Origin of the sequence: Ureibacillus acetophenoni (assembly GCF_900220965.1) — a bacterium.
In the GTDB taxonomy this organism is placed as follows: domain Bacteria; phylum Bacillota; class Bacilli; order Bacillales_A; family Planococcaceae; genus Ureibacillus; species Ureibacillus acetophenoni.
In genome coordinates this window covers 18,557-36,612 of record NZ_OBQC01000021.1, presented here as the reverse complement: position 1 = coordinate 36,612, position 18,056 = coordinate 18,557, and the positions used below count along the sequence as shown (strand labels likewise).

General features: G+C 36.5%; 22 protein-coding genes. 19 read left to right on the top strand and 3 right to left on the bottom strand.

Translation table 11 applies throughout. The annotated features are described in order from the left end of the window. Positions 1–102 precede the first annotated feature (102 nt). From CRO45_RS18705 to CRO45_RS18680, 6 genes are all read left to right on the top strand, one after another. Positions 103–939 carry a hypothetical protein gene (locus tag CRO45_RS18705; RefSeq protein WP_235864671.1) on the top strand — a complete coding sequence of 279 codons (837 nt, stop codon included), beginning with the start codon at positions 103–105 and terminating at the stop codon, positions 937–939. Positions 940–963: 24 nt separating this feature from the next. Continuing rightward, complete coding sequence (locus tag CRO45_RS18700; protein WP_097151153.1) at positions 964–1,461, top strand: GNAT family N-acetyltransferase; 498 nt, start codon at positions 964–966, stop codon at positions 1,459–1,461. A 41-nt stretch (positions 1,462–1,502) separates the two neighbouring features. Continuing rightward, positions 1,503–1,889, top strand: a complete 387-nt coding sequence (locus CRO45_RS18695; RefSeq protein ID WP_097151152.1) for a DUF4440 domain-containing protein — start codon at positions 1,503–1,505, stop codon at positions 1,887–1,889. Between the two features lie 95 nt (positions 1,890–1,984). Then, a complete protein-coding gene (locus CRO45_RS18690) occupies positions 1,985–3,412 on the top strand; it encodes an aldehyde dehydrogenase family protein (RefSeq protein WP_097151155.1) in 1,428 nt (475 codons plus the stop codon). Positions 3,413–3,879: 467 nt separating this feature from the next. Further along, positions 3,880–4,065, top strand: a complete 186-nt coding sequence (locus tag CRO45_RS18685; protein WP_097151151.1) for a hypothetical protein — start codon at positions 3,880–3,882, stop codon at positions 4,063–4,065. 14 nt (positions 4,066–4,079) lie between these two features. Beyond that, complete coding sequence (locus tag CRO45_RS18680; protein ID WP_097151150.1) at positions 4,080–4,934, top strand: alpha/beta fold hydrolase; 855 nt, start codon at positions 4,080–4,082, stop codon at positions 4,932–4,934. Positions 4,935–5,014: 80 nt separating this feature from the next. On the opposite strand, the gene CRO45_RS18675 is transcribed toward CRO45_RS18680, so the two are convergent. Both CRO45_RS18675 and CRO45_RS18670 read right to left on the bottom strand, forming a co-directional pair. Then, entirely contained in the window at positions 5,015–5,506 is a 492-nt protein-coding gene (locus CRO45_RS18675; RefSeq protein ID WP_097151149.1) for a hypothetical protein, read from the bottom strand. 34 nt (positions 5,507–5,540) lie between these two features. Beyond that, a complete protein-coding gene (locus tag CRO45_RS18670; protein WP_097151148.1) occupies positions 5,541–5,816 on the bottom strand; it encodes a transporter in 276 nt (91 codons plus the stop codon). A gap of 144 nt (positions 5,817–5,960) precedes the next feature. Between CRO45_RS18670 and CRO45_RS18665 the strand changes: the two genes are divergently transcribed. The 5 genes from CRO45_RS18665 (at position 5,961) to CRO45_RS18645 (ending at position 10,066) form a co-directional block, all read left to right on the top strand. Then, positions 5,961–6,395, top strand: a complete 435-nt coding sequence (locus tag CRO45_RS18665) for a DUF4275 family protein (RefSeq protein ID WP_097151147.1) — start codon at positions 5,961–5,963, stop codon at positions 6,393–6,395. Positions 6,396–6,460: 65 nt separating this feature from the next. Next, entirely contained in the window at positions 6,461–7,411 is a 951-nt protein-coding gene (locus tag CRO45_RS18660; protein WP_097151146.1) for a sensor domain-containing diguanylate cyclase, read from the top strand. A gap of 39 nt (positions 7,412–7,450) precedes the next feature. Next, positions 7,451–8,062, top strand: coding sequence for a hypothetical protein (locus CRO45_RS18655; protein WP_097151145.1), 612 nt, complete (start codon positions 7,451–7,453; stop codon positions 8,060–8,062). Positions 8,063–8,156: 94 nt separating this feature from the next. After that, the gene (locus CRO45_RS18650) at positions 8,157–8,504 is read left to right on the top strand and encodes a hypothetical protein (RefSeq protein ID WP_097151144.1); all 348 of its coding nucleotides are present in this window, start codon (positions 8,157–8,159) and stop codon (positions 8,502–8,504) included. 92 nt (positions 8,505–8,596) lie between these two features. After that, the gene (locus CRO45_RS18645) at positions 8,597–10,066 is read left to right on the top strand and encodes an amidase family protein (RefSeq protein WP_097151143.1); all 1,470 of its coding nucleotides are present in this window, start codon (positions 8,597–8,599) and stop codon (positions 10,064–10,066) included. A gap of 110 nt (positions 10,067–10,176) precedes the next feature. Here the strand turns inward: CRO45_RS18645 and CRO45_RS18640 are convergent, their stop codons facing one another. Next, complete coding sequence (locus CRO45_RS18640) at positions 10,177–11,172, bottom strand: DoxX family membrane protein (RefSeq protein ID WP_097151142.1); 996 nt, start codon at positions 11,170–11,172, stop codon at positions 10,177–10,179. 181 nt (positions 11,173–11,353) lie between these two features. Between CRO45_RS18640 and CRO45_RS18635 the strand changes: the two genes are divergently transcribed. The 8 genes from CRO45_RS18635 (at position 11,354) to CRO45_RS18600 (ending at position 17,706) form a co-directional block, all read left to right on the top strand. Continuing rightward, positions 11,354–11,980, top strand: coding sequence for a hypothetical protein (locus CRO45_RS18635; RefSeq protein WP_097151141.1), 627 nt, complete (start codon positions 11,354–11,356; stop codon positions 11,978–11,980). 53 nt (positions 11,981–12,033) lie between these two features. Next, positions 12,034–12,426, top strand: a complete 393-nt coding sequence (locus tag CRO45_RS18630; RefSeq protein ID WP_097151140.1) for a GNAT family N-acetyltransferase — start codon at positions 12,034–12,036, stop codon at positions 12,424–12,426. A gap of 371 nt (positions 12,427–12,797) precedes the next feature. Beyond that, positions 12,798–13,604 carry a YitT family protein gene (locus CRO45_RS18625; protein WP_097151139.1) on the top strand — a complete coding sequence of 269 codons (807 nt, stop codon included), beginning with the start codon at positions 12,798–12,800 and terminating at the stop codon, positions 13,602–13,604. A 140-nt stretch (positions 13,605–13,744) separates the two neighbouring features. Further along, positions 13,745–14,722 carry an NAD(P)-dependent alcohol dehydrogenase gene (locus CRO45_RS18620; protein ID WP_097151138.1) on the top strand — a complete coding sequence of 326 codons (978 nt, stop codon included), beginning with the start codon at positions 13,745–13,747 and terminating at the stop codon, positions 14,720–14,722. Positions 14,723–14,830: 108 nt separating this feature from the next. Further along, positions 14,831–15,262: an NUDIX hydrolase gene (locus tag CRO45_RS18615; RefSeq protein WP_097151137.1), complete on the top strand. Its 432-nt coding sequence runs from the start codon at positions 14,831–14,833 to the stop codon at positions 15,260–15,262. Positions 15,263–15,293: 31 nt separating this feature from the next. Continuing rightward, on the top strand, positions 15,294–15,428 hold the full coding sequence (locus CRO45_RS18610) for a GNAT family N-acetyltransferase (protein WP_408057173.1): 135 nt from the start codon (positions 15,294–15,296) through the stop codon (positions 15,426–15,428). Between the two features lie 84 nt (positions 15,429–15,512). Next, complete coding sequence (locus tag CRO45_RS18605; protein ID WP_097151136.1) at positions 15,513–16,034, top strand: NUDIX hydrolase; 522 nt, start codon at positions 15,513–15,515, stop codon at positions 16,032–16,034. Positions 16,035–16,137: 103 nt separating this feature from the next. Beyond that, positions 16,138–17,706 (top strand): alkaline phosphatase family protein, encoded by a 1,569-nt coding sequence (locus tag CRO45_RS18600; protein WP_097151135.1) that lies wholly within the window; start codon positions 16,138–16,140, stop codon positions 17,704–17,706. Positions 17,707–18,056 lie beyond the last annotated feature (350 nt).

Below are 18,056 nucleotides of genomic sequence, written 5' to 3'. Positions count from 1 at the left end.
ACCACATCCTATAGGAAATCCAATAGATCCTCCAGTTGTCCGGATCAACTGGAAATTCTATTAGAAAGAGCTCTTACTACTAATATACGAGGGGGATAGAAAGTGAAAACTTTGGATACGGTGCCAAATTTTTTGGAAAACTATCAACCTTCCATTCAGTTCTTACGAAGCTACTATAATCAGTTTCCCGATATATTTAAGGAATATTTTCTGTATCATTGCAAAGATACGGATGAAAGACATCATCAATCGATTCAAAGATATCCTCAAGTGTTTGATTCCATCCAGTTAGTACATAAAAATATTGCTCCTCTTATAAAAGGCGTAGAGAAAACTTATTCGAGTTTGTATGATGTTACTTTTCCAATTGATGTGAATTTAATCGTCGGGGGATTTGGTTCTAATGCCTATACATATAGACAAATTATCCCGAATGTCACTTTTGCATTAGAAAGGTTATCGCCAGAACCTAGCCATTTAAAAGTCATCATCGCCCACGAATTCGGTCATTTAACACAAAACATCCTATCAGATGAAGCAGGTAATGACTGGTCCGAAGTAGATTGGAAGAGTCCTCTTACTTGGCTATTTCAAGAAGGAACTGCTACACATTTTTCAAGAAAAACAGTACCTGGTCTTAATCCTTCTATTTATTTTTCTTATGATGATCAAGGTGAGGTATGGCTACAATTCGCAACTCTACACAAACAAGAAATAAAATATGCGTTTGCGAAAGATATTAAAAAGTGTACTCCACAAGAGATTTTCCACGAGTGGTTTTCTATCCGTGGGGGAAGTAAATTCGGGCACTCGCGATTAGGGTACTTTTTAGGTGATCTACTATTTCAAGAGAGAATCCTACAATTGGGTGAAATGAAGACGATTGTCTCATGGGAAGACCATGGTTTTAAAGAAAGTATCAACGGTTGGTTAACGTAATATTTATTAGAACGGGGGAGCTGTATGTTAATAAGACACATACAAATCGAAGATGCCGAGAATTTAATTAATCTAATAAAGGAAGTAGAAGCTACCTCTGATTTTATGCTAATGGAGCCTGGTGAAAGGAAAACAACTCCGGAACAACAAGCAAAACAATTGGAGCGGATAGCGCAGCAAAATAATGCAAATATACTTGTGGCAAAAAAGAATGACATGTTAATAGGTTACATGTTTGTATTGGGAGGAACTACTCAGAAAAATAAACACTCAGCCTATATTGTAATTGGGATCTTAAATGATTATCGAGGTCAGGGTGTAGGGACAGCTTTGTTTAGACATGCAGAGGAGTGGGCAAGAAGTAAGCATATTACTAGGTTGGAACTAACTGCAGTAACTGAAAATGCTGCAGGTGTAGCTCTTTATAAGAAGAGTGGATTTGAGATTGAAGGGGTAAAACGCAACTCATTAAAGATTAATGGCAACTATGTTGATGAATATTATATGTCGAAACTATTGTAGATAATAAAGTTTGAGTTTTATATGAACATGAGGTGAAACGCTTGTTAAATGAAGCTTTGAAGGCAATTGAAGAGTATCGTTATGTTTTAAATAACAGCGATGTGGAAGAAGTGAATAAATGGATTTCCAATGACTTTATCGGATATTTTGGCTATTACAATGACAGAGATTACGAGGTTTATACTGGGGACTCTTATAAAAAATCAAATGTCGAAACATTAAACAGTTATAAAAGTAAACAGCCGTACTGGGAATATAATGATTTAACCCATAATCTTCGTTCAGAAAATGAAATTATTATATCTTCCATTATCAACTTTTATTTTTCAGGTGAAAAAGTAGCAAGTGCGTTAGCAATGGAAATCTTTAAAAAGGAACATGAGGGATGGAAATTATATAGACAGCATATGGAGAGGTATTCATCTTAATAAAATAAAAATATCAGTTAATATTCAAGATTTTTTAATCATAAACTTATTATTGGTCATTAATAGTAACTATTTGATGAAAAGGGGTATTGAACATTCGAAACTATTTGAAGCATTTTATTAATGGTGAATGGGTTGAATCGACTGGTACAAATACAATTGATGTGATTAACCCGGCTACAGAAGAAGTCATTGGTCGAATTAGTGATGGAACAATAGAAGACTTAAATAGAGCTGTTGCGGCAGCGCGAGCAGCATTTCCTTCATTTTCTCAAACATCGAAGGAAGAGCGAATTGAGTTGTTAAATCGAATTGCGGATGAGTATGAAAAGCGTAAAGACGATATAGTTGAAGTGGTTATGCAAGAATTAGGTTCACCTATTACGATCAGTGAAAAAACTCATTACAACATGGGGTTATCTCATTTCCGTCAAGCGGCAAAAGAGTTGGAAAGCTTCGAATTTAGTGAAAGACGCGGTGGTGCTTTAATTCGTAAGGAGCCAATCGGTGTTAGCGGGCTTATTACACCATGGAACTTCCCAACGAATCAAACATCTACGAAACTAGCAAGCGCATTTGCCGCTGGATGTACAGTAGTGTTAAAGCCGTCTGAAGAAACACCTTTTGCCGCGATTATTCTTGCAGAAATATTTGAAGCTGCTGGTGTACCTAAAGGCGTATTTAATCTTGTGAATGGTTCAGGTGAAGTTGTCGGTAACGGTATTAGCTCTCACCCTGATATTGATTTTGTATCATTCACTGGTTCAGGAGCAGTAGGTCAAAAGATTACCGAAAATGCAGCTAAGACAATTAAAAAAGTAGCTCTTGAACTTGGTGGGAAGTCACCGCTTGTAATCCTTGATGATTTCGATATGGTAAAAGCAGCTCAAATTGCTATTTCGAATGTTGTTTTCAATACAGGTCAAGTGTGTGTAGCGGCTTCACGGACACTTGTTCCAAAATCCAAGCACGATGAATTCGTTGAGGCTGTGAAAGCAATTTTACCGAATATTCCTTACGGTGATCCACAAGACAAAAGTAATATATTCGGACCACTAGTTTCAGAGAAACAATATAATCGCGTGCAAGGATATATTCAAAAAGGAATAGAAGAAGGGGCGACTCTTGTAAGTGGTGGACCTGGTAAACCAGAAGGGCTTGAAAAAGGTTACTTTGTGAAGCCAACTGTGTTTACGAATGTAACGAATGATATGACGATTGCTCAAGAAGAGATCTTTGGACCGGTAATGTCGATCATTACTTATGAAGATCTAGATGAAGCCATTGAAATTGCCAACGATACGATCTATGGATTAGCAGGATATGTTGTTGGTGAAGACAGAGAAAAAATTGAGAAAGTTGCAATGTCCATTCGTGCTGGTAGCATTCGAGTGAATAATGCACCTCCGGAAATGTCTGCACCATTTGGAGGCTTTAAGCAATCCGGAATCGGCCGTGAGTGGGGTAGCTACGGTATTGAGGAGTACTTAGAAGTGAAATCAATTGTTGGTATTCCTTCGTAAATAAAAGGGACTGCAAAATATCAAGTATGGGGCATTTCTTCGAAAGGAGAAATGCCCTCTTTATTGAAGTGACGGAGTAGTATCTTTCACTGTGGCGATAAATCTATTTATGTTGGCGAATAACTCTCGCTTATTGGCGAAAACTTCATCCGAAATGACGAATAACTCCTCAGTTGATGCGCGTTCCAGTGATGCTGGCGATAAATCTATCTATGATGGCGAATAACTTCAGCTTATTGACGAGAATTTCATCTGAATCGGCGAATAACTCCTCAGTTGATACACGTTTTAGAGATGTTGGCGAATAACTCTCGCTTATTGGCGAAAACTTCATCCGAAATGGCGAATTACTTCCTCTCCCTCTGTTGATGCTCTAATGAAGGCATTACTTCTAGAAGGAGAAATGTCTTTTTTATTGAAGTATTTTTAATAGTTACTAATGTTCTTATTGTTAAGGGAGGATCAAAGTGAGCTTTTCTGGTGATCAAGTAGCTATAGTAGGTGCATTGTTTACGTTAATACCGATACTATTAGTAACTTTACTCATAAGATGGGTCAGAATCATTCGAGTAAACAGTGAAATTCAAGTCGAACAAAACAAAGAAATAATCACTTTACTTAAAGAATTATCAAGGGCGAATGAAGGTAAATGAAAGGGGAGATAGTTATGTGGATTCAGAAATTTATTGAAACAAGTAGGGGTACGTTTGAAATATTTGAAAAAGGTGAGGGAGATCCGCTAGCAATTACGCATTTATATAGTGAGTATGATACCCGCGGAACTGTGTTTGCTAATACATTTACAGAGTACTATCATGTGTTTTTAATTAACTTGCGTGGTGCCGGAAATTCGGTAAAAGCACAAAATGAAAGTGAGTATAGTATGGATGAAACTGTTCTAGATTTAGAGGCGATCAGAGAGGCTCTGGGATTTGAGAAATGGGCTTTGGGAGGTCACTCTACTGGGGGGATGCTCGCTTTAAAGTATGCTGTTTTAAAGGAAGCATCACTAACTAAAATTATAGTAAGTGGTGCTGCAGCAAGTATTCGTTATAATACAGACCCAGATAGTATTTATAATCATCAAAATCCTAATTTCAATCGAATTCGCGAAATCATGAATTTACTTAATGACCCTGATTTACCAATAGAAGAACGAAGAAAGATAACTAGAGAATGGGCATTAATGTCCTTATACAAAGAAGAGAATTTAGATAAGATGTACGAAAAACCGAATAGTGGTAAAACGGTTGGTCCTAGACTTGATTACTTTAGAAAAGTGGACTGCCAAACATATGACGTCACTGAACAGTTAAAGCAAGTAACGATTCCGGCATATGTATGTTCTGGGGTATATGATGCCCAATGTCCGTATCGTTTTGGAGTTGAAATTGCAGAACTCATTCCAAATGCAAGCTTTACCGCGTTTGAACAAAGTAATCATTATCCTTTTTATGAAGAAGAATTGGCATTTAATGAATTTGCAAAGTTAACTTTAGGAAGTAAGGAATATAGTAAATAGATTTTTTGTGGTTAATTATCGGATAAGGTCAGCCAGAAGTTCTGGTTGACCATTTTTTATCACTTACAAAAATCAGGCAATTAACATAACACGATGATTCGATAAGGTGTCGTTTGTGCGGGGATACTTCTAGTGGAAGGTCCATAGATGACAATTAAGTCCCGGTTTCCTGGAAAATGCGTAAAACGTTGTCCATTTGTTAATACCATTCGAGTAAAGGGCGATAAATTTAATCGTAATTGACCGTCACTACTAACTAGCTGGTTATTAAAATAAGAAACTTTTACATTTTGGTTTGGATTCTCTTTTACCATTACGATTGCTTGATATTGTGGGGGATAGATGAGAATCGCAGGTAAATCTCCATCATAATAGCCAGTTACACGATCCCCGACATTGATCATTGCGTGGTCAACAACGTAAGTAGAAGGTGAAACGACAAAATTAACAATTTGCCCCATTTCATTTTCTATTGTGAAAAATTTAGTACAGCCTTCACTTTCCCCGTTTTGACCTGTAAAAAAGTCACTAATCGCTGTAACGGTTCCACTAAATGAATAAAAGTTTGTCATACAATACCTCCGAATTTAAATAGTGGGCAACCGATTAGTACAACGTTGGCGTAGGAGGGCAAGCTACAGCATCTACGAATCTTGGGTCAATTCCATGGAATTGCCAAAATGCACCGTTCCATCGATAGCCAGCGATTTCCCCGTATTCTACACGAGTTGGGTAAAACCAGAATTGATCGCCATTGATAAGCCATACATACGTATTTTGATAGACACAGTCAACGATATAAGAGACAGAAGGTTTTGGCGGTATATAGGGAGGGGGAGGAAATTGTGGTCCCATTGTTCCTTCAGGTTGGAAAAATCCCATGTTGATATCACTCCTTTGAAATAGTCTCCAACAGTATATGTGGGAATGACTCGAGAGGATATTCGAAATGGTTTCGGTCGTCAGTTGACTCGTTAGATTCTGAGCAATATATTTATTAGAATGAAAGTTAAAAAGAGGTGTCAGATGACTATTGTAAATAAATTAATAAATAAAAATATGAGAGTAAGAGAAATCCCGAAATGGGGAGTGTATTTGCGAAAAGAATGGGAAAACCACTTCGCTAATCATCTAACGAAAGAAGAAAAAAGCGCAATCCACATGCATGATTTCGAGGTTTTCTGTGGCTATTTGTGGCATCTTTTTAGTTTTGGGAAGCGAGATTGTGTTGAGAGAGAATATGCAATAGAAGCATTTCATAACGAACCTAAGGGGGAATGCTATGTATTTTATCAACATGATGAACAGGCGTACCTATTAGAAAATGCAGGATTGTTAAATTACGCTGACCTAATTGAAGAAGAGAGTAATGACTTATATGTTGTGGATAAACAGTTTCGTTGGACATTTGTTATAACACACGAAACGGGTTGGTGTGGGCCCTATTTTAGTAAAAAGTAAAAGTCGAAAATGTTATACTTGATTAAATATTAAAGGCTAGGCATCTAGAGAAAGTGGGATTAACTATGTCGATCCTTTTTGGATGTATTATTTTAGGACTAATATTATTATGCATTTATTTCTATCAACAGAATGTTAAGTTAAATCGAAAAGTGAGATATCTCCAGCCACTAGTTGAAACGGCAGAAAATATTCGGGATATTCTTTACTACTGTGAAGTTGTGCCTAAGCTCAACTATCTTTATTTAAGTAAGAATGTCAACGATTTACTTGGCCCGAATACATATGAAGAACATTTAAATAATCCTGAATCAATTTTTGAAATCGTTCACCCTGACGATCGTGAGATTTTGATCAACAAGAAGTTAGGTGAGTTAAACTTTCACGAGGCAATTCAAGTACGGTTTAGGAATCATTTAGGGCATTACATATGGTTTGAAGAGTATGCAACGCCAATCTACAAAGAGGGAAAGTTTGTAGCGGTTTTAGGAATCTACCGCAATATTGATGAAAAGGTTGTATTGCAGCAACAACTTGAATATAAATCAACACATGATGCATTGACGAAACTTTATAATCGGGAGTATTTCCAAAGGAAGATGTCGGAATTGAATGAGATAGAAGTTCCTGTTGCTGTTATTGCAATCGATATCGATGAATTAAAAATAGTGAATGATAGTTATGGACATCAAATGGGGGACCGTTTAATTATTGAAGCCGCCAACTGTTTGAAAAACCATGCAATGGAAGAGATGATTGTAGCGCGGATTGGTGGCGATGAGTTTGCCATTCTATTACCTCATGCTACTGAAATGCAAGTTAAAGAGTATATTGAAGCGATTCAAAAGAATTTGCAAGTGGGAGATAAAGAGGTGCCATACTATCCAATTAGGATCTCCGTTGGCTATGCCTATAGTGAAACCTCTTATGGCGTAATGGAACAATTACTAAACGAGGCGGATGCGAAAATGTATAACGAGAAGAATGCGAAGAAGGAATCACTGGTTGGAGTGTAAGTTTGGCCTAGTCTAATTATTTCGAAGAGGTGAAGAGTAATGCAATTTACAAATGAACAGTTACAAAAGATGATTGCAAAAGAGCCAATTGGTGATGGTTATCCTTACAACACGAAAGATCGAAACCAGATTGAAAGGTATATTAAAGATTTATTCTATAAATTTAACCGTTCAAAATCGATTCAATGTGAAGCGATGTTCGACCATTATGGGAGTGGATATGCATCCTATGTGGATTTCTTTTTTTACAAAAGAGACGGTAGTAGTGTGTTGAGCGAAAAATACATAGAAAAAGATTCGCTTACTTCGATTGAAATCGACGGGTTAGTGCTCTATATTAGTCGATTGGCGCCAGTTGCAATTTTGGGGAAAGACATTCGAAGTAGAGCAATTTTAGAGACAAGTAAAGGTAAAATGGAATATTTTAGTGGGTTTTCTATGCTGAGTCAATCCCAACAAGTAATCACGGAAGTTCAAGAAGAATGGAAAGATAATTTCCGAGAAATCAAATTGAAGTTAGATGAAGCAGGATACATGATTTTAGATAAAACCTATTTGGAACAACCTCTCCCGTTTAAAGCGAAAATTGAAACCTTCACCCATCCAAATCAGTACAAACTGTTTGATGCCATTTTTTATTGGATGGATTAAAAAAGCAATATACAAGGAGTGGTGAATCATAAGGAACCGACTTTTTATTGTCGTAATTCTAGGTATCATATCAACGAGTTTTCTTCTTTTTATTTTGAATGGAGATAAAAGAGAGATAGTTATTGATAAGGAATTACTGAACGTATCTGAAGTTGAATATCTTGAAATCCTTGGTATCCCTGAACGACCATTTATAATAATTGAAGATGAAGCTGACATTAAGAAAATTGTTCTTCTTCTTCAACAACTGAACGGTTTGGAAGATCATGAACTTCAGCTACAAACTGATGATCCTTTGCTTGGATTGAGCGTGGCTTTAAAAGGTCATTATCCAAGTGGAGCAATTCGAATTTATGAAGACAAAATCTCCCACGGAAAAAGTAGATTTGCATCAGAAGAACTTATTGAAGAACTGATGAATGCAATTGAAAGTGCTATATAAATTTGTAAGGCGTTAATCCAAAAAAAGGGATTAACGTCTTTTTTGATGAATTAGTCTAGTAAACACATATAAAAGGGGATAGGGGAAATTTAATGGCCATTCAATTTAACGAGTTTTTGAAGGAAGAAATGACTATCCATGAGATTCAAAGTGCAATGGAAAAGGGCACAATTACTTCAAAGGAATTGGTGATGTACTACTTATATCGAATTGCTAAGTTTGATCAGGATGGGCCAAGGTACAATTCTGTTCTTGAAATAAATCCAGATGCGATTTTTATTGCGGAAGCGCTTGATCATGAAAGAAAGACAAAAGGTGTAAGGAGTCCATTGCATGGAATTCCTGTTCTTTTAAAAGATAATATTGCGACCAAAGATTTTATGCATACAAGCGCAGGTACGTTGGCATTGGAGAATTATTTGGCTCCGAAAGATGCATTTCTTGTTGAAAAGCTTCGTAAAGCAGGTGCTGTCATTTTAGGGAAGACGAATATGACCGAATTAGCGAATGGGATGTCCTCAGCTATGTGGGCTGGTTATAGCTCAAGAGGAGGACAAGTACTAAATCCGTATGGGGATTTGTTTGTAGGGGGCTCTAGTTCTGGTTCAGCTGTAGCAGTTGCTGCGAATTTCACCGTTTTATCTGTTGGAACGGAAACGGATGCATCCATTCTTAGTCCTGCTATACAAAATTCCATCGTTGGTATTAAACCAACTGTCGGTTTAATTAGTCGAAGTGGTATTATTCCATTTACTTATTCTCAAGATACGGCTGGACCAATGGCAAGGACTGTAACAGACGTAGCACTTTTGCTTGGGGCTATGGTTGGCGTGGATGAGGAAGATGCTGCGACTTATAAAAGTGAAGGAAGAATCGAACAGGATTACTCGAGATTTCTTGATGCGGATGGACTGAATGGAGCTAGAATAGGTGTATTTAGAAATGCATCAAATGATTTTCTTAATTCTGGTGAGTACGATGAGAATTTGTACGAAAAAGTAATTCAAGTAATTAAAGATGAGGGAGCCGTTGTAGAAGAAGTTGATATTCCTAGCTTCCATAGAGAATGGAGTTGGGGAGTGAATTTATATGAATTGAAACATAGTTTAAATAATTTCCTCTCACAATTGCCATCAACTATACCTGTTCACTCCATTCAAGAGTTAATTGAATATAATAAAATGAACAAAGACAAGGCGTTAAAATATGGACAGGACAAATTGGAAGAAAGAGCCGTCCTCCCAAATACATTAAGAGATCGTGATTATTTATTAAGTAAATTGGAAGACTTGTATTTCTCTCAAAATGAGGGGATCGATTTCGCTTTAGAAAAATATAATTTAGATGCAATTTTATTCTCATCTTATATAAATTCGACGATCAGTGCTAAAGCTGGATATCCATCGATTGCCGTACCTGCTGGTTACATGCAAAACGGAAAACCTTTTGGAGTGACTTTTGCAGGAACAGCTTATAGTGAAGGGCAACTAATTAAATTTGCCTATGCATTTGAACAGGCTACTAACTATCGAAAAAGCCCAAACATTGAGCAAGTGAAATAAATAAAAAAAGAAGCAATCCTTTGGAAAATAGGGATTGCTTTTATAGTTATTATGGAATTAACAGAAGCTGAATAGTTCATATTATTCCTGCCTTAAATATTGACATTATTTTATGCAAATCGATAATAAATCAGTAAAAATGTACTTAGCACAAATAAAAAGTTTAAGAAAACAAAAATCATTTGGTCCAGTCGAGTCTTATGCATTTTAACTGGTGGATAATAGAAGGATACTCCTTCAATAATAAAAATAAGTAAAACAATATGAATCATCGCATGTCCCACTACTTCGGTATAGCCAAATATCAATGTTGTTAGGGTAAATAAAATGGTTAAGGCAACAGCCAATACACGGTTAAGAATACCAACGACTAATAGATAACCAACAACGAATTCGATAAATGCTGACAGAACAATAAATAGTTCAGGTGCAAAACCAAAAGTAGGTACGTTATGACGGTGAATAATATCAATCGTCATCATTGGGTAAACCCATTTTTCTACTGCCACCCAACATAAACTTAAACCTGTTCCAAGATATAAAAATGGAAACGCTACAGTATCCAACTTCGTTTTTTCAACCATTAAAACCCCGATAATCGCAATATAAAACCCATAATCAAGCATATGAAACCAACCGGAATAACCCCAAATATGAATGAATAATCCAAACATAAATACGGAAGCTAATTTCGTTGCCAAATGGTGAGGAATTAGCAGTAAAACAATGATGGCCCACATAAGAATGGTTTGCCAATTATGGTGAATCGTGAATTCTGGTGCGAACATCGTACCATTTACCACTTGTAAAATAAATGACAGAGCTGTACCGTATTTCAAAATATAACGAGAGTATTTCCGAAACCCGTCTAATTTCATATCAATTTTGGCGACACCAGGAATCTTCATCAACTGTGGGATGAATTGAGACAATAGTGCTAAAAATAGAGCAATTAGTAAGGATAACACTATGAATTCGATTGAAAGGATTTGTTCTATAGGGACTTTTTCAGGTTCTTTCTCGGTAAACCACTTTACATGTGCGCTTGCAATAATGGGTGAAAAACAAATTAACCCTAATAATAGTAAAGAATTATATTTCTTCAATGGATGTACCCACCTTTTTTGTAACAATGCTTAAAAATTATTATTCCTTAAGAGGTAGCCGTTTATGTGAAGAAAAATTGCTTTTATTCCTCGTTAAAGGGCTATTAGCTAATTGAAGAAGGAAAGTCTTTTGGTAGTAGGGAATTAAATCCAATAGAGGTTTAAGAGGAGTGGTAGAAGAATGAATAAAAAATTAATCAGCCGAATGCTTATACTCGCCCTACTGATCATTTCAGGATGTTCTAATGCAGAATTAGATACGACTCATGCAGAAAATGAACAATTATCGAATGAGAATTCTCAATTAAAGGAACTAATCGCTAAAAAAGATGTGGAAATCAGTAGTTTAAAAGAGCTTTATTCAACTAAAATCAGTGAATTGAGTGTAGCGACGAAAAGCCTGGAAATGGTGAGATGGTCAGCCATGGCAAGACTAGACGATTATAATCAGTCTTTTTATGCATTGGAAGAGATTTATAAGATCCATTCCAATCATGAAGTGAAAGATGACTGGTATGTAATTAATGATGATTATTTTGAAATTGAATTATTAAGTTATGAAAATGCTAAAAAGGTAGACTTTTATTCATTAAGAATGGAGTCAGACGAAGGCATCAATTTAGTATATTCAGATACGGACCCATCAGATGGTTGGGTCTATACGAATGAAGAGATTGGTAAGATTATCAATAAGCATAAAATTAAGGCCGATTCTACGTTTGAACCTTATTTCGTGCTTTTCACAGAAGTGACGCTCGGGGATGGGAGTGTTGTAAGAACATCAAAGTTACCGATTTATAATCCATAATTGTGGTGATTAGGTTTAAATAAACAAACAGAATAGGCAAAGGAGAAAAATAAATGGACTACAAAGTTTGTATTAACCTTCCAATCTCCAATCACGAGGTACCAGATTTAAGAGAAAGTGTTGGATGGGGAAGACGTGATAAAGATTACCCAGCTTTGTTTGAGCGTTGTAATTTCTGGGCTGGGGTTCGGGATGAGAATGATAAACTCATAGCATTTGGGTATGTTTGTGGTATGGGGTTAGAACATGGCTATATGGAAGATATTATCGTACATCCGGAGTATCAGAAAAAGGGAATTGGGGTTAAGTTAGTAAAGGAGCTATTACGAGAATCTGAACGTTTTGGATTGCTGATTGTCACTGTCACTTTTGAGGAACAGAATTCGAACTTTTATAAAACTTGTGGGTTTGAAGTAGGCGCAGGAGGAGTATGGCAAGTAGATTAATAAGAACGGCGTAAAATGGGTAATTATTATAGTTTTTTTATGAAGCATTGATCCGAGATGGATGAATGCTTTTTATTTGCCCAATAATGACGGTATATTCTAAATTATTTTAAAATTATTATAATTATATAATTTATTGACACGAAAATTTAATTCCTCTAGATTTAAATTATCAATAAAACTGTTATAAAACAGATGCACTATTATGGTTAAAATTATAAACTGTTTCAGAAATTTTTATATTCTATTTAATTTTAGAAATGTGTAGGTAGAAATTCGTCCAATGTTGGACAAATTTAATTAGTAGGAGTTCGATGATTGTTAACTGATTATCTATAGAAATAGCGTTTTGTTAAAGGGGGTTCAATGGAATGAAATATATTATTGCCATTATCGGTTCATTGATTGTTGCGTTTGCCTTTAATTCCTTTCTCGTTCCGTATGATATTTTAAGTGGAGGAATTAGTGGCATCGCCATTTTAATCGGGTTAGTTACTCCCTTTGATATAGGGCTAATGAATTTTTTGCTCAACTTACCAATTATTATACTAGGATACTATAAACTTGGTAAAACAATTACGGTGAATACGATTATTTGTGTCGTTGCCCTATCTGTTTTCTTAATTTTGCTGCCTGTCACTCCTGTAACAGACAATATATTATTGTCGACGATTTTTGGAGGAATTATCGCCGGGATCGGTGTCGGCCTTATATTAAAGTATTCTGGTACTTCAGGTGGTCTTGATATCATTGCAATCATTGTTTCTCGTTCTAGTAATTTTAGTGTCGGTCTACTTTTAACAGGAATGAACGGAATTATTGTACTAATTTCTGGTGCGTTCTTTGATTTGGAGATTGCTCTATATACACTTCTGTCTATTTACTTGTCAGGTTTAGTAATTGATCAGATTCATACGAGCCACATTAAAGTTACGATGCAGATCGTTACAACGAAAGGTGAAGCGATTAGAGAGGATTTGTTAAAAAACATATACCGTGGAATTACTGTTACGGAAGGGTACGGTGGCTATACGCAAGAAAAGAAGCAAATCTTAATGATGGTTGTGACGCGCTATGAGATGTCGCAAGTGAAGAAGATTGTTCGTAGCCATGATGAACAGGCGTTTATAAATATATTTAAGACCGTTGAAGTGGATGGGATTTTTGTGAAAAATTAATAAAGGTTATTATATTAGAATATATTTTGCAAGGCGGGAAATTTATTTTTCTCGCCTTTTTTATTTGTTGGATGTCTATTGGTCTATAGACGTGTAATAGTCATATCTTATTAGAGAAATGAACGGATATGAGGTGGATTATGAAAGCGATTATGTATAAAAAGTTCGGGCCTCCAGAAGTTCTTCAAGTAAAAGAAGTAGAAAAGCCAGTTCCAAAAGGTAATGAAGTTTTAATAAAAGTAAAGGCGACAACTGTAACAGTAGCGGATATTCGGGCACGGAGTTTTACAGTTCCTCCTGCTTTCTGGCTACCTGCACGAATCACACTTGGTTTTAGACAACCTAGAAAAGCAATTTTAGGGATGGAGTTAGCGGGAGAAATTGAGGCGGTTGGAAAGAATGTTACAAAGTTTAACGTAGGGGACCAGGTGTTTGCTGCTACTCTTAAGGATTTCGGTGCTTATGCCGAATATAAGTGTCTACCAGAGGATGGACCTATAGCAATGAAGCCTTCTAATATCACATATGGTGAAGCAGCTGCTATTTCCATAGGGGCACGTACAGCATTGTTTTTTCTAGAAAGGGCAAAAATTGAGAACGGGCAGAAGGTATTGGTGTATGGTGCTTCAGGAAGTGTAGGAAGTTACGCCGTCCAACTTGCAAAGTTTTTCGGAGGGCATGTTACAGCGGTATGTAGTACTAAGAATGTGGAATTAGTAAAATCACTTGGAGCAGACAAGGTCATTGATTACACAAAAGAAGATTTCTCGAATACGGATGAAATTTATGATGTTGTTTTTGAAGCGGTAAATAAAAGTTCCTTTTCAGCTTGCGCAAAAGTGATAAAGAGAAATGGTACTTACATCAATGTTACTGAAGTGTTGCCAAGTTTTGAAATGCTGAGGGCTAAGATGGCAAACAGTCTAAAATTAATAATGAGTCAAAATTCACCTGAAACTCCAGAGGCACTAAACTTCCTGAAGGAACTTGTAGAAACGGGAAAGTTAAAAGTAGTGATTGATCGGTCCTATTCCTTTGATGAGATTGTAGAAGCTCATAAATATGTAGAAAAGGGACATAAGAGGGGCAATGTAGTCATAAATGTAGAATATAATTAAATGAAGAACGATATTCAGAGGCATTAATCCTAGAATAAAGGATTAATGCCCTTTTTTATGGAATAAAGTAATGAATTGACATATGGAATTTTATTGGGGGTACATAGGATGTTCGTTGTAAATGTTGAGGGTGCAATTAGGAAGGGTGATCGGTGGCTGATCATCGAAAGAAGTATAAAGGAAGAACATGCTGGAGGGTTGCTTTCTCTTGTGGGAGGGAAGGTCGAGATTGAAGGGAACTCGTCTGCCATCTTAGAAAGAACTTTGAAGCGTGAGATTTCAGAAGAGGTTGGTGTAAGTGTAAAGGATAAGTTTCATTACGCGCACAGCACTTCGTTTGTCACGGATGTTGGTGAACATGTCGTGGATATCGTGTTTGTGTGTGAGTATGAATCGGGCGAGGCAATTGTGAACAGTGGGGATGAGGTTGAAAATGTTTATTGGTTAACAACGGATGAAATCATGAGCCACCCGAAATCACCAAGTTATTTAAAGGACAGCATCCGATATGCTGAGGAAGTTGTTCGTAACATAGAGTAAGGGGAGGCGATACAAGTGATTTCTGAATTAGATAAGAGTGAGTTTAGAGCGCGGAATGTTTCCTTACAGGGATTGTATGGAGGGAAATAAACCTTCCGTTGCAGTTGCAGAAAAGATCGGATTTAAAAATGTATTTAATTACGTAGGGTATGAATTTCAGTTTTAATAAAAGGTACCAGGTACAAAAACAATTCGGAATATTCTAAATTGTTTGTGTACCTGGTACACAAACAATTATTGGAGGTGCGGCATGGAAATATGGGATTTGTATGATGTGAATCGCAATAAAGTAAATCGTACTGCGGTGCGTGGGGAAGAGCTTCAACCTGGGGATTATCATATCATTGTTCACGTTTGTATTTTTAACACTGATGGGGAAATGCTTATTCAACAGAGGCAGCCCTTTAAAGAGGGATGGTCAAACATGTGGGATCTTACTGCAGGGGGAAGTGCAACTGCAGGGGATACGAGTCAGACTGCCGCACAAAGAGAGTTGTATGAAGAAATAGGATTGAAGGTAGACTTTGAAAACGTGCGACCTCATTTGACAGTACATATTGAGCGAGGCTTTGATGATATTTATTTAATTGAAAAAAATGTAGATTTACATACACTCAAATTGCAGTATGAGGAAGTGCAAGCGGTGAAATGGGCAAGTAAGGAAGAAATTCTGAGGTTGATTGAGACGGGTGAATTTATTCCATATTATGAGAGCCTGATTCATTTACTCTTTGATAGCCGCAAGCAGCCTGGAAGTGTTCGAAGGAAATAGTGAAGGTGTCAGGTACAGTGAAATTTGTACTTGGCACCTTTTTTGTATGATTCCATTAATTGAAACCATATTAATTCTAAAGAATTGAACAAAGGATGTATCTATGAAAAAGAAAATTCTTATAGGTTTGATTTTATTTATTTGCTTATGTATTGGGCTTGTTTTTGGAGTTTCAATGTCACCTACAAAAGAGCTTAATGACGTTTCAATAAACACCACTAAAAAGCCGGTTGTTCTCATTACAGTTGATTCCCTCATGTTGGAATCGCTTCAACAATTAATAAAAGACGGAAAAGCTCCTGCTTTTTCATTTTTGATTAATAATGGACAGCTATATCCTGAAGTGATCAGTTCATATCCAACGATGTCAGTGACCATTGACAGCACTTTGTTAACGGGAACCTATGCCGACCAGCATAAAATTCCGGGGTTAATTTGGTTTAAGGAAGATGAAAACCGAATGGTTAGTTATGGAAGTGGGCTTCGTGAAATTTGGAACAATGGGGTAAAAAGAGTAGCGGCGGATAGTATTCTACACCTCAATCAGTCGCAATTAAGTAAAGAGGTTCAAACAATTCATGAAGAGCTGGCACAGCTTGAACTTTCATCGGCATCAATCAATGGTTTGTTGTATCGAGGTAATGAAAAGCAAACATTGAATGTCCCCAAACTGATTTCCTTGGCGAAGCTGTTGCCAAATGAGATAGAAGTAGATGCGCCAACGTTACTTTCTTTAGGGAGCTTGGCGCAATATAATCCAGACAATGATGGCCATAAATTTATTTGGAATCGTATGGGTGTGAATAATCAATTTACAGTAAACGAGCTAAAGTATTTAATCAAACAAAATAAATTGCCTGCATTTACGTTAGCTTATTTACCGGATGCAGATCGAACGGTCCACAAAAATGGTCCTAATGATAAAGAGGGCATTGAAAAAGCGGATCAAGCCCTTCAAGATCTATTAAATAGCTTCTCGTCTTGGGAGGAGGCTATAGATAAAGCGACTTGGATTGTGCATGGTGACAGTGGTCAATCCTTGGTTAAGGAAGATAAAAATGAGGCTTTAATTGATTTGAATGAAGTTTTGAAGGGGCATTCTTTTTGGGAAGGTAAGAACGAGAATGCGCAATTGGCAATAGCGATTAATGAGCGTAGTGCCTACATTTATGTGAATGATCATCAGGTAGAGCGGTCTGAAATTATTCAGCTGCTAAAAGAGGATGAGCGGATTGGGTTCATTGCATGGAAAGAGGAAGAAATAAACTATGTCATTAGTCCAGAGAAAGATGAGGAATTGACATTTTCACCAATGGGAACAACTGTAGATGATTATAATCAGTCTTGGCAATTGGAAGGTGATTTATCGATATTAGATTTGGCCATCGATGATCTAGGCATCCTTATCTATAAAGATTATCCCGATGCGCTTGCGAGATTACATGGTGCGCTTCATTCACAAGAGGGAAATGTTATCGTTGTGGATGCAAAACCATCGTATGAGTTTGTTGAGGAACATAGTAAAGATCACGCAGGTGGAGGCGCTCATGGTTCCCTCCATAAAGTGGATTCACTTGTTCCGCTGATTGTAGTGGGGACAGATGAAACTCTTGAGTATCCTCGTCTTGTCGACTTGAAAAAATGGATTCTTCAACTGATGTCAGGTAGCTAATAAATTTATTTAAATAATAAAAATGACATGCTTAGTCAACTTGGATGACGAAAAAATTGAAGTTTCTTAGCATAAAATGAAGCCTTAAATCAACTCTTAATTTTTGATAACCATTTGATATCTTATACCGAAAAATCAGTGCCAGACACTCAAACAATACTACGTTTACGAGTGCCTGGCTACTTGATAAATTTATTTAAATAATAAAATGAATGCCTGCTGTCAATAAAGTTGACCAAAAATCTAAAGTCTTTTTGCATAAAATAAAGCCTAAAATTAATTTGTTATTTTCGGTAACAATTTTATATCTTATGCCAATATATCTGTAAATAATTATTCATTTAGCGGTC

Excerpts from the sequence above, each read along its gene's own strand:
- CRO45_RS18700 (WP_097151153.1), top strand. The coding sequence starts at position 964 with ATGTTAATAAGACACATACAAATCGAAGATGCCGAGAATTTAATTAAT.
- CRO45_RS18680 (WP_097151150.1), top strand. The coding sequence starts at position 4,080 with ATGTGGATTCAGAAATTTATTGAAACAAGTAGGGGTACGTTTGAAATA.
- CRO45_RS18675 (WP_097151149.1), bottom strand. The coding sequence starts at position 5,506 with ATGACAAACTTTTATTCATTTAGTGGAACCGTTACAGCGATTAGTGAC.
- CRO45_RS18670 (WP_097151148.1), bottom strand. The coding sequence starts at position 5,816 with ATGGGATTTTTCCAACCTGAAGGAACAATGGGACCACAATTTCCTCCC.
- CRO45_RS18665 (WP_097151147.1), top strand. The coding sequence starts at position 5,961 with ATGACTATTGTAAATAAATTAATAAATAAAAATATGAGAGTAAGAGAA.
- CRO45_RS18660 (WP_097151146.1), top strand. The coding sequence starts at position 6,461 with ATGTCGATCCTTTTTGGATGTATTATTTTAGGACTAATATTATTATGC.
- CRO45_RS18655 (WP_097151145.1), top strand. The coding sequence starts at position 7,451 with ATGCAATTTACAAATGAACAGTTACAAAAGATGATTGCAAAAGAGCCA.
- CRO45_RS18645 (WP_097151143.1), top strand. The coding sequence starts at position 8,597 with ATGGCCATTCAATTTAACGAGTTTTTGAAGGAAGAAATGACTATCCAT.
- CRO45_RS18635 (WP_097151141.1), top strand. The coding sequence starts at position 11,354 with ATGAATAAAAAATTAATCAGCCGAATGCTTATACTCGCCCTACTGATC.
- CRO45_RS18630 (WP_097151140.1), top strand. The coding sequence starts at position 12,034 with ATGGACTACAAAGTTTGTATTAACCTTCCAATCTCCAATCACGAGGTA.
- CRO45_RS18625 (WP_097151139.1), top strand. The coding sequence starts at position 12,798 with ATGAAATATATTATTGCCATTATCGGTTCATTGATTGTTGCGTTTGCC.
- CRO45_RS18620 (WP_097151138.1), top strand. The coding sequence starts at position 13,745 with ATGAAAGCGATTATGTATAAAAAGTTCGGGCCTCCAGAAGTTCTTCAA.
- CRO45_RS18615 (WP_097151137.1), top strand. The coding sequence starts at position 14,831 with ATGTTCGTTGTAAATGTTGAGGGTGCAATTAGGAAGGGTGATCGGTGG.
- CRO45_RS18605 (WP_097151136.1), top strand. The coding sequence starts at position 15,513 with ATGGAAATATGGGATTTGTATGATGTGAATCGCAATAAAGTAAATCGT.
- CRO45_RS18600 (WP_097151135.1), top strand. The coding sequence starts at position 16,138 with ATGAAAAAGAAAATTCTTATAGGTTTGATTTTATTTATTTGCTTATGT.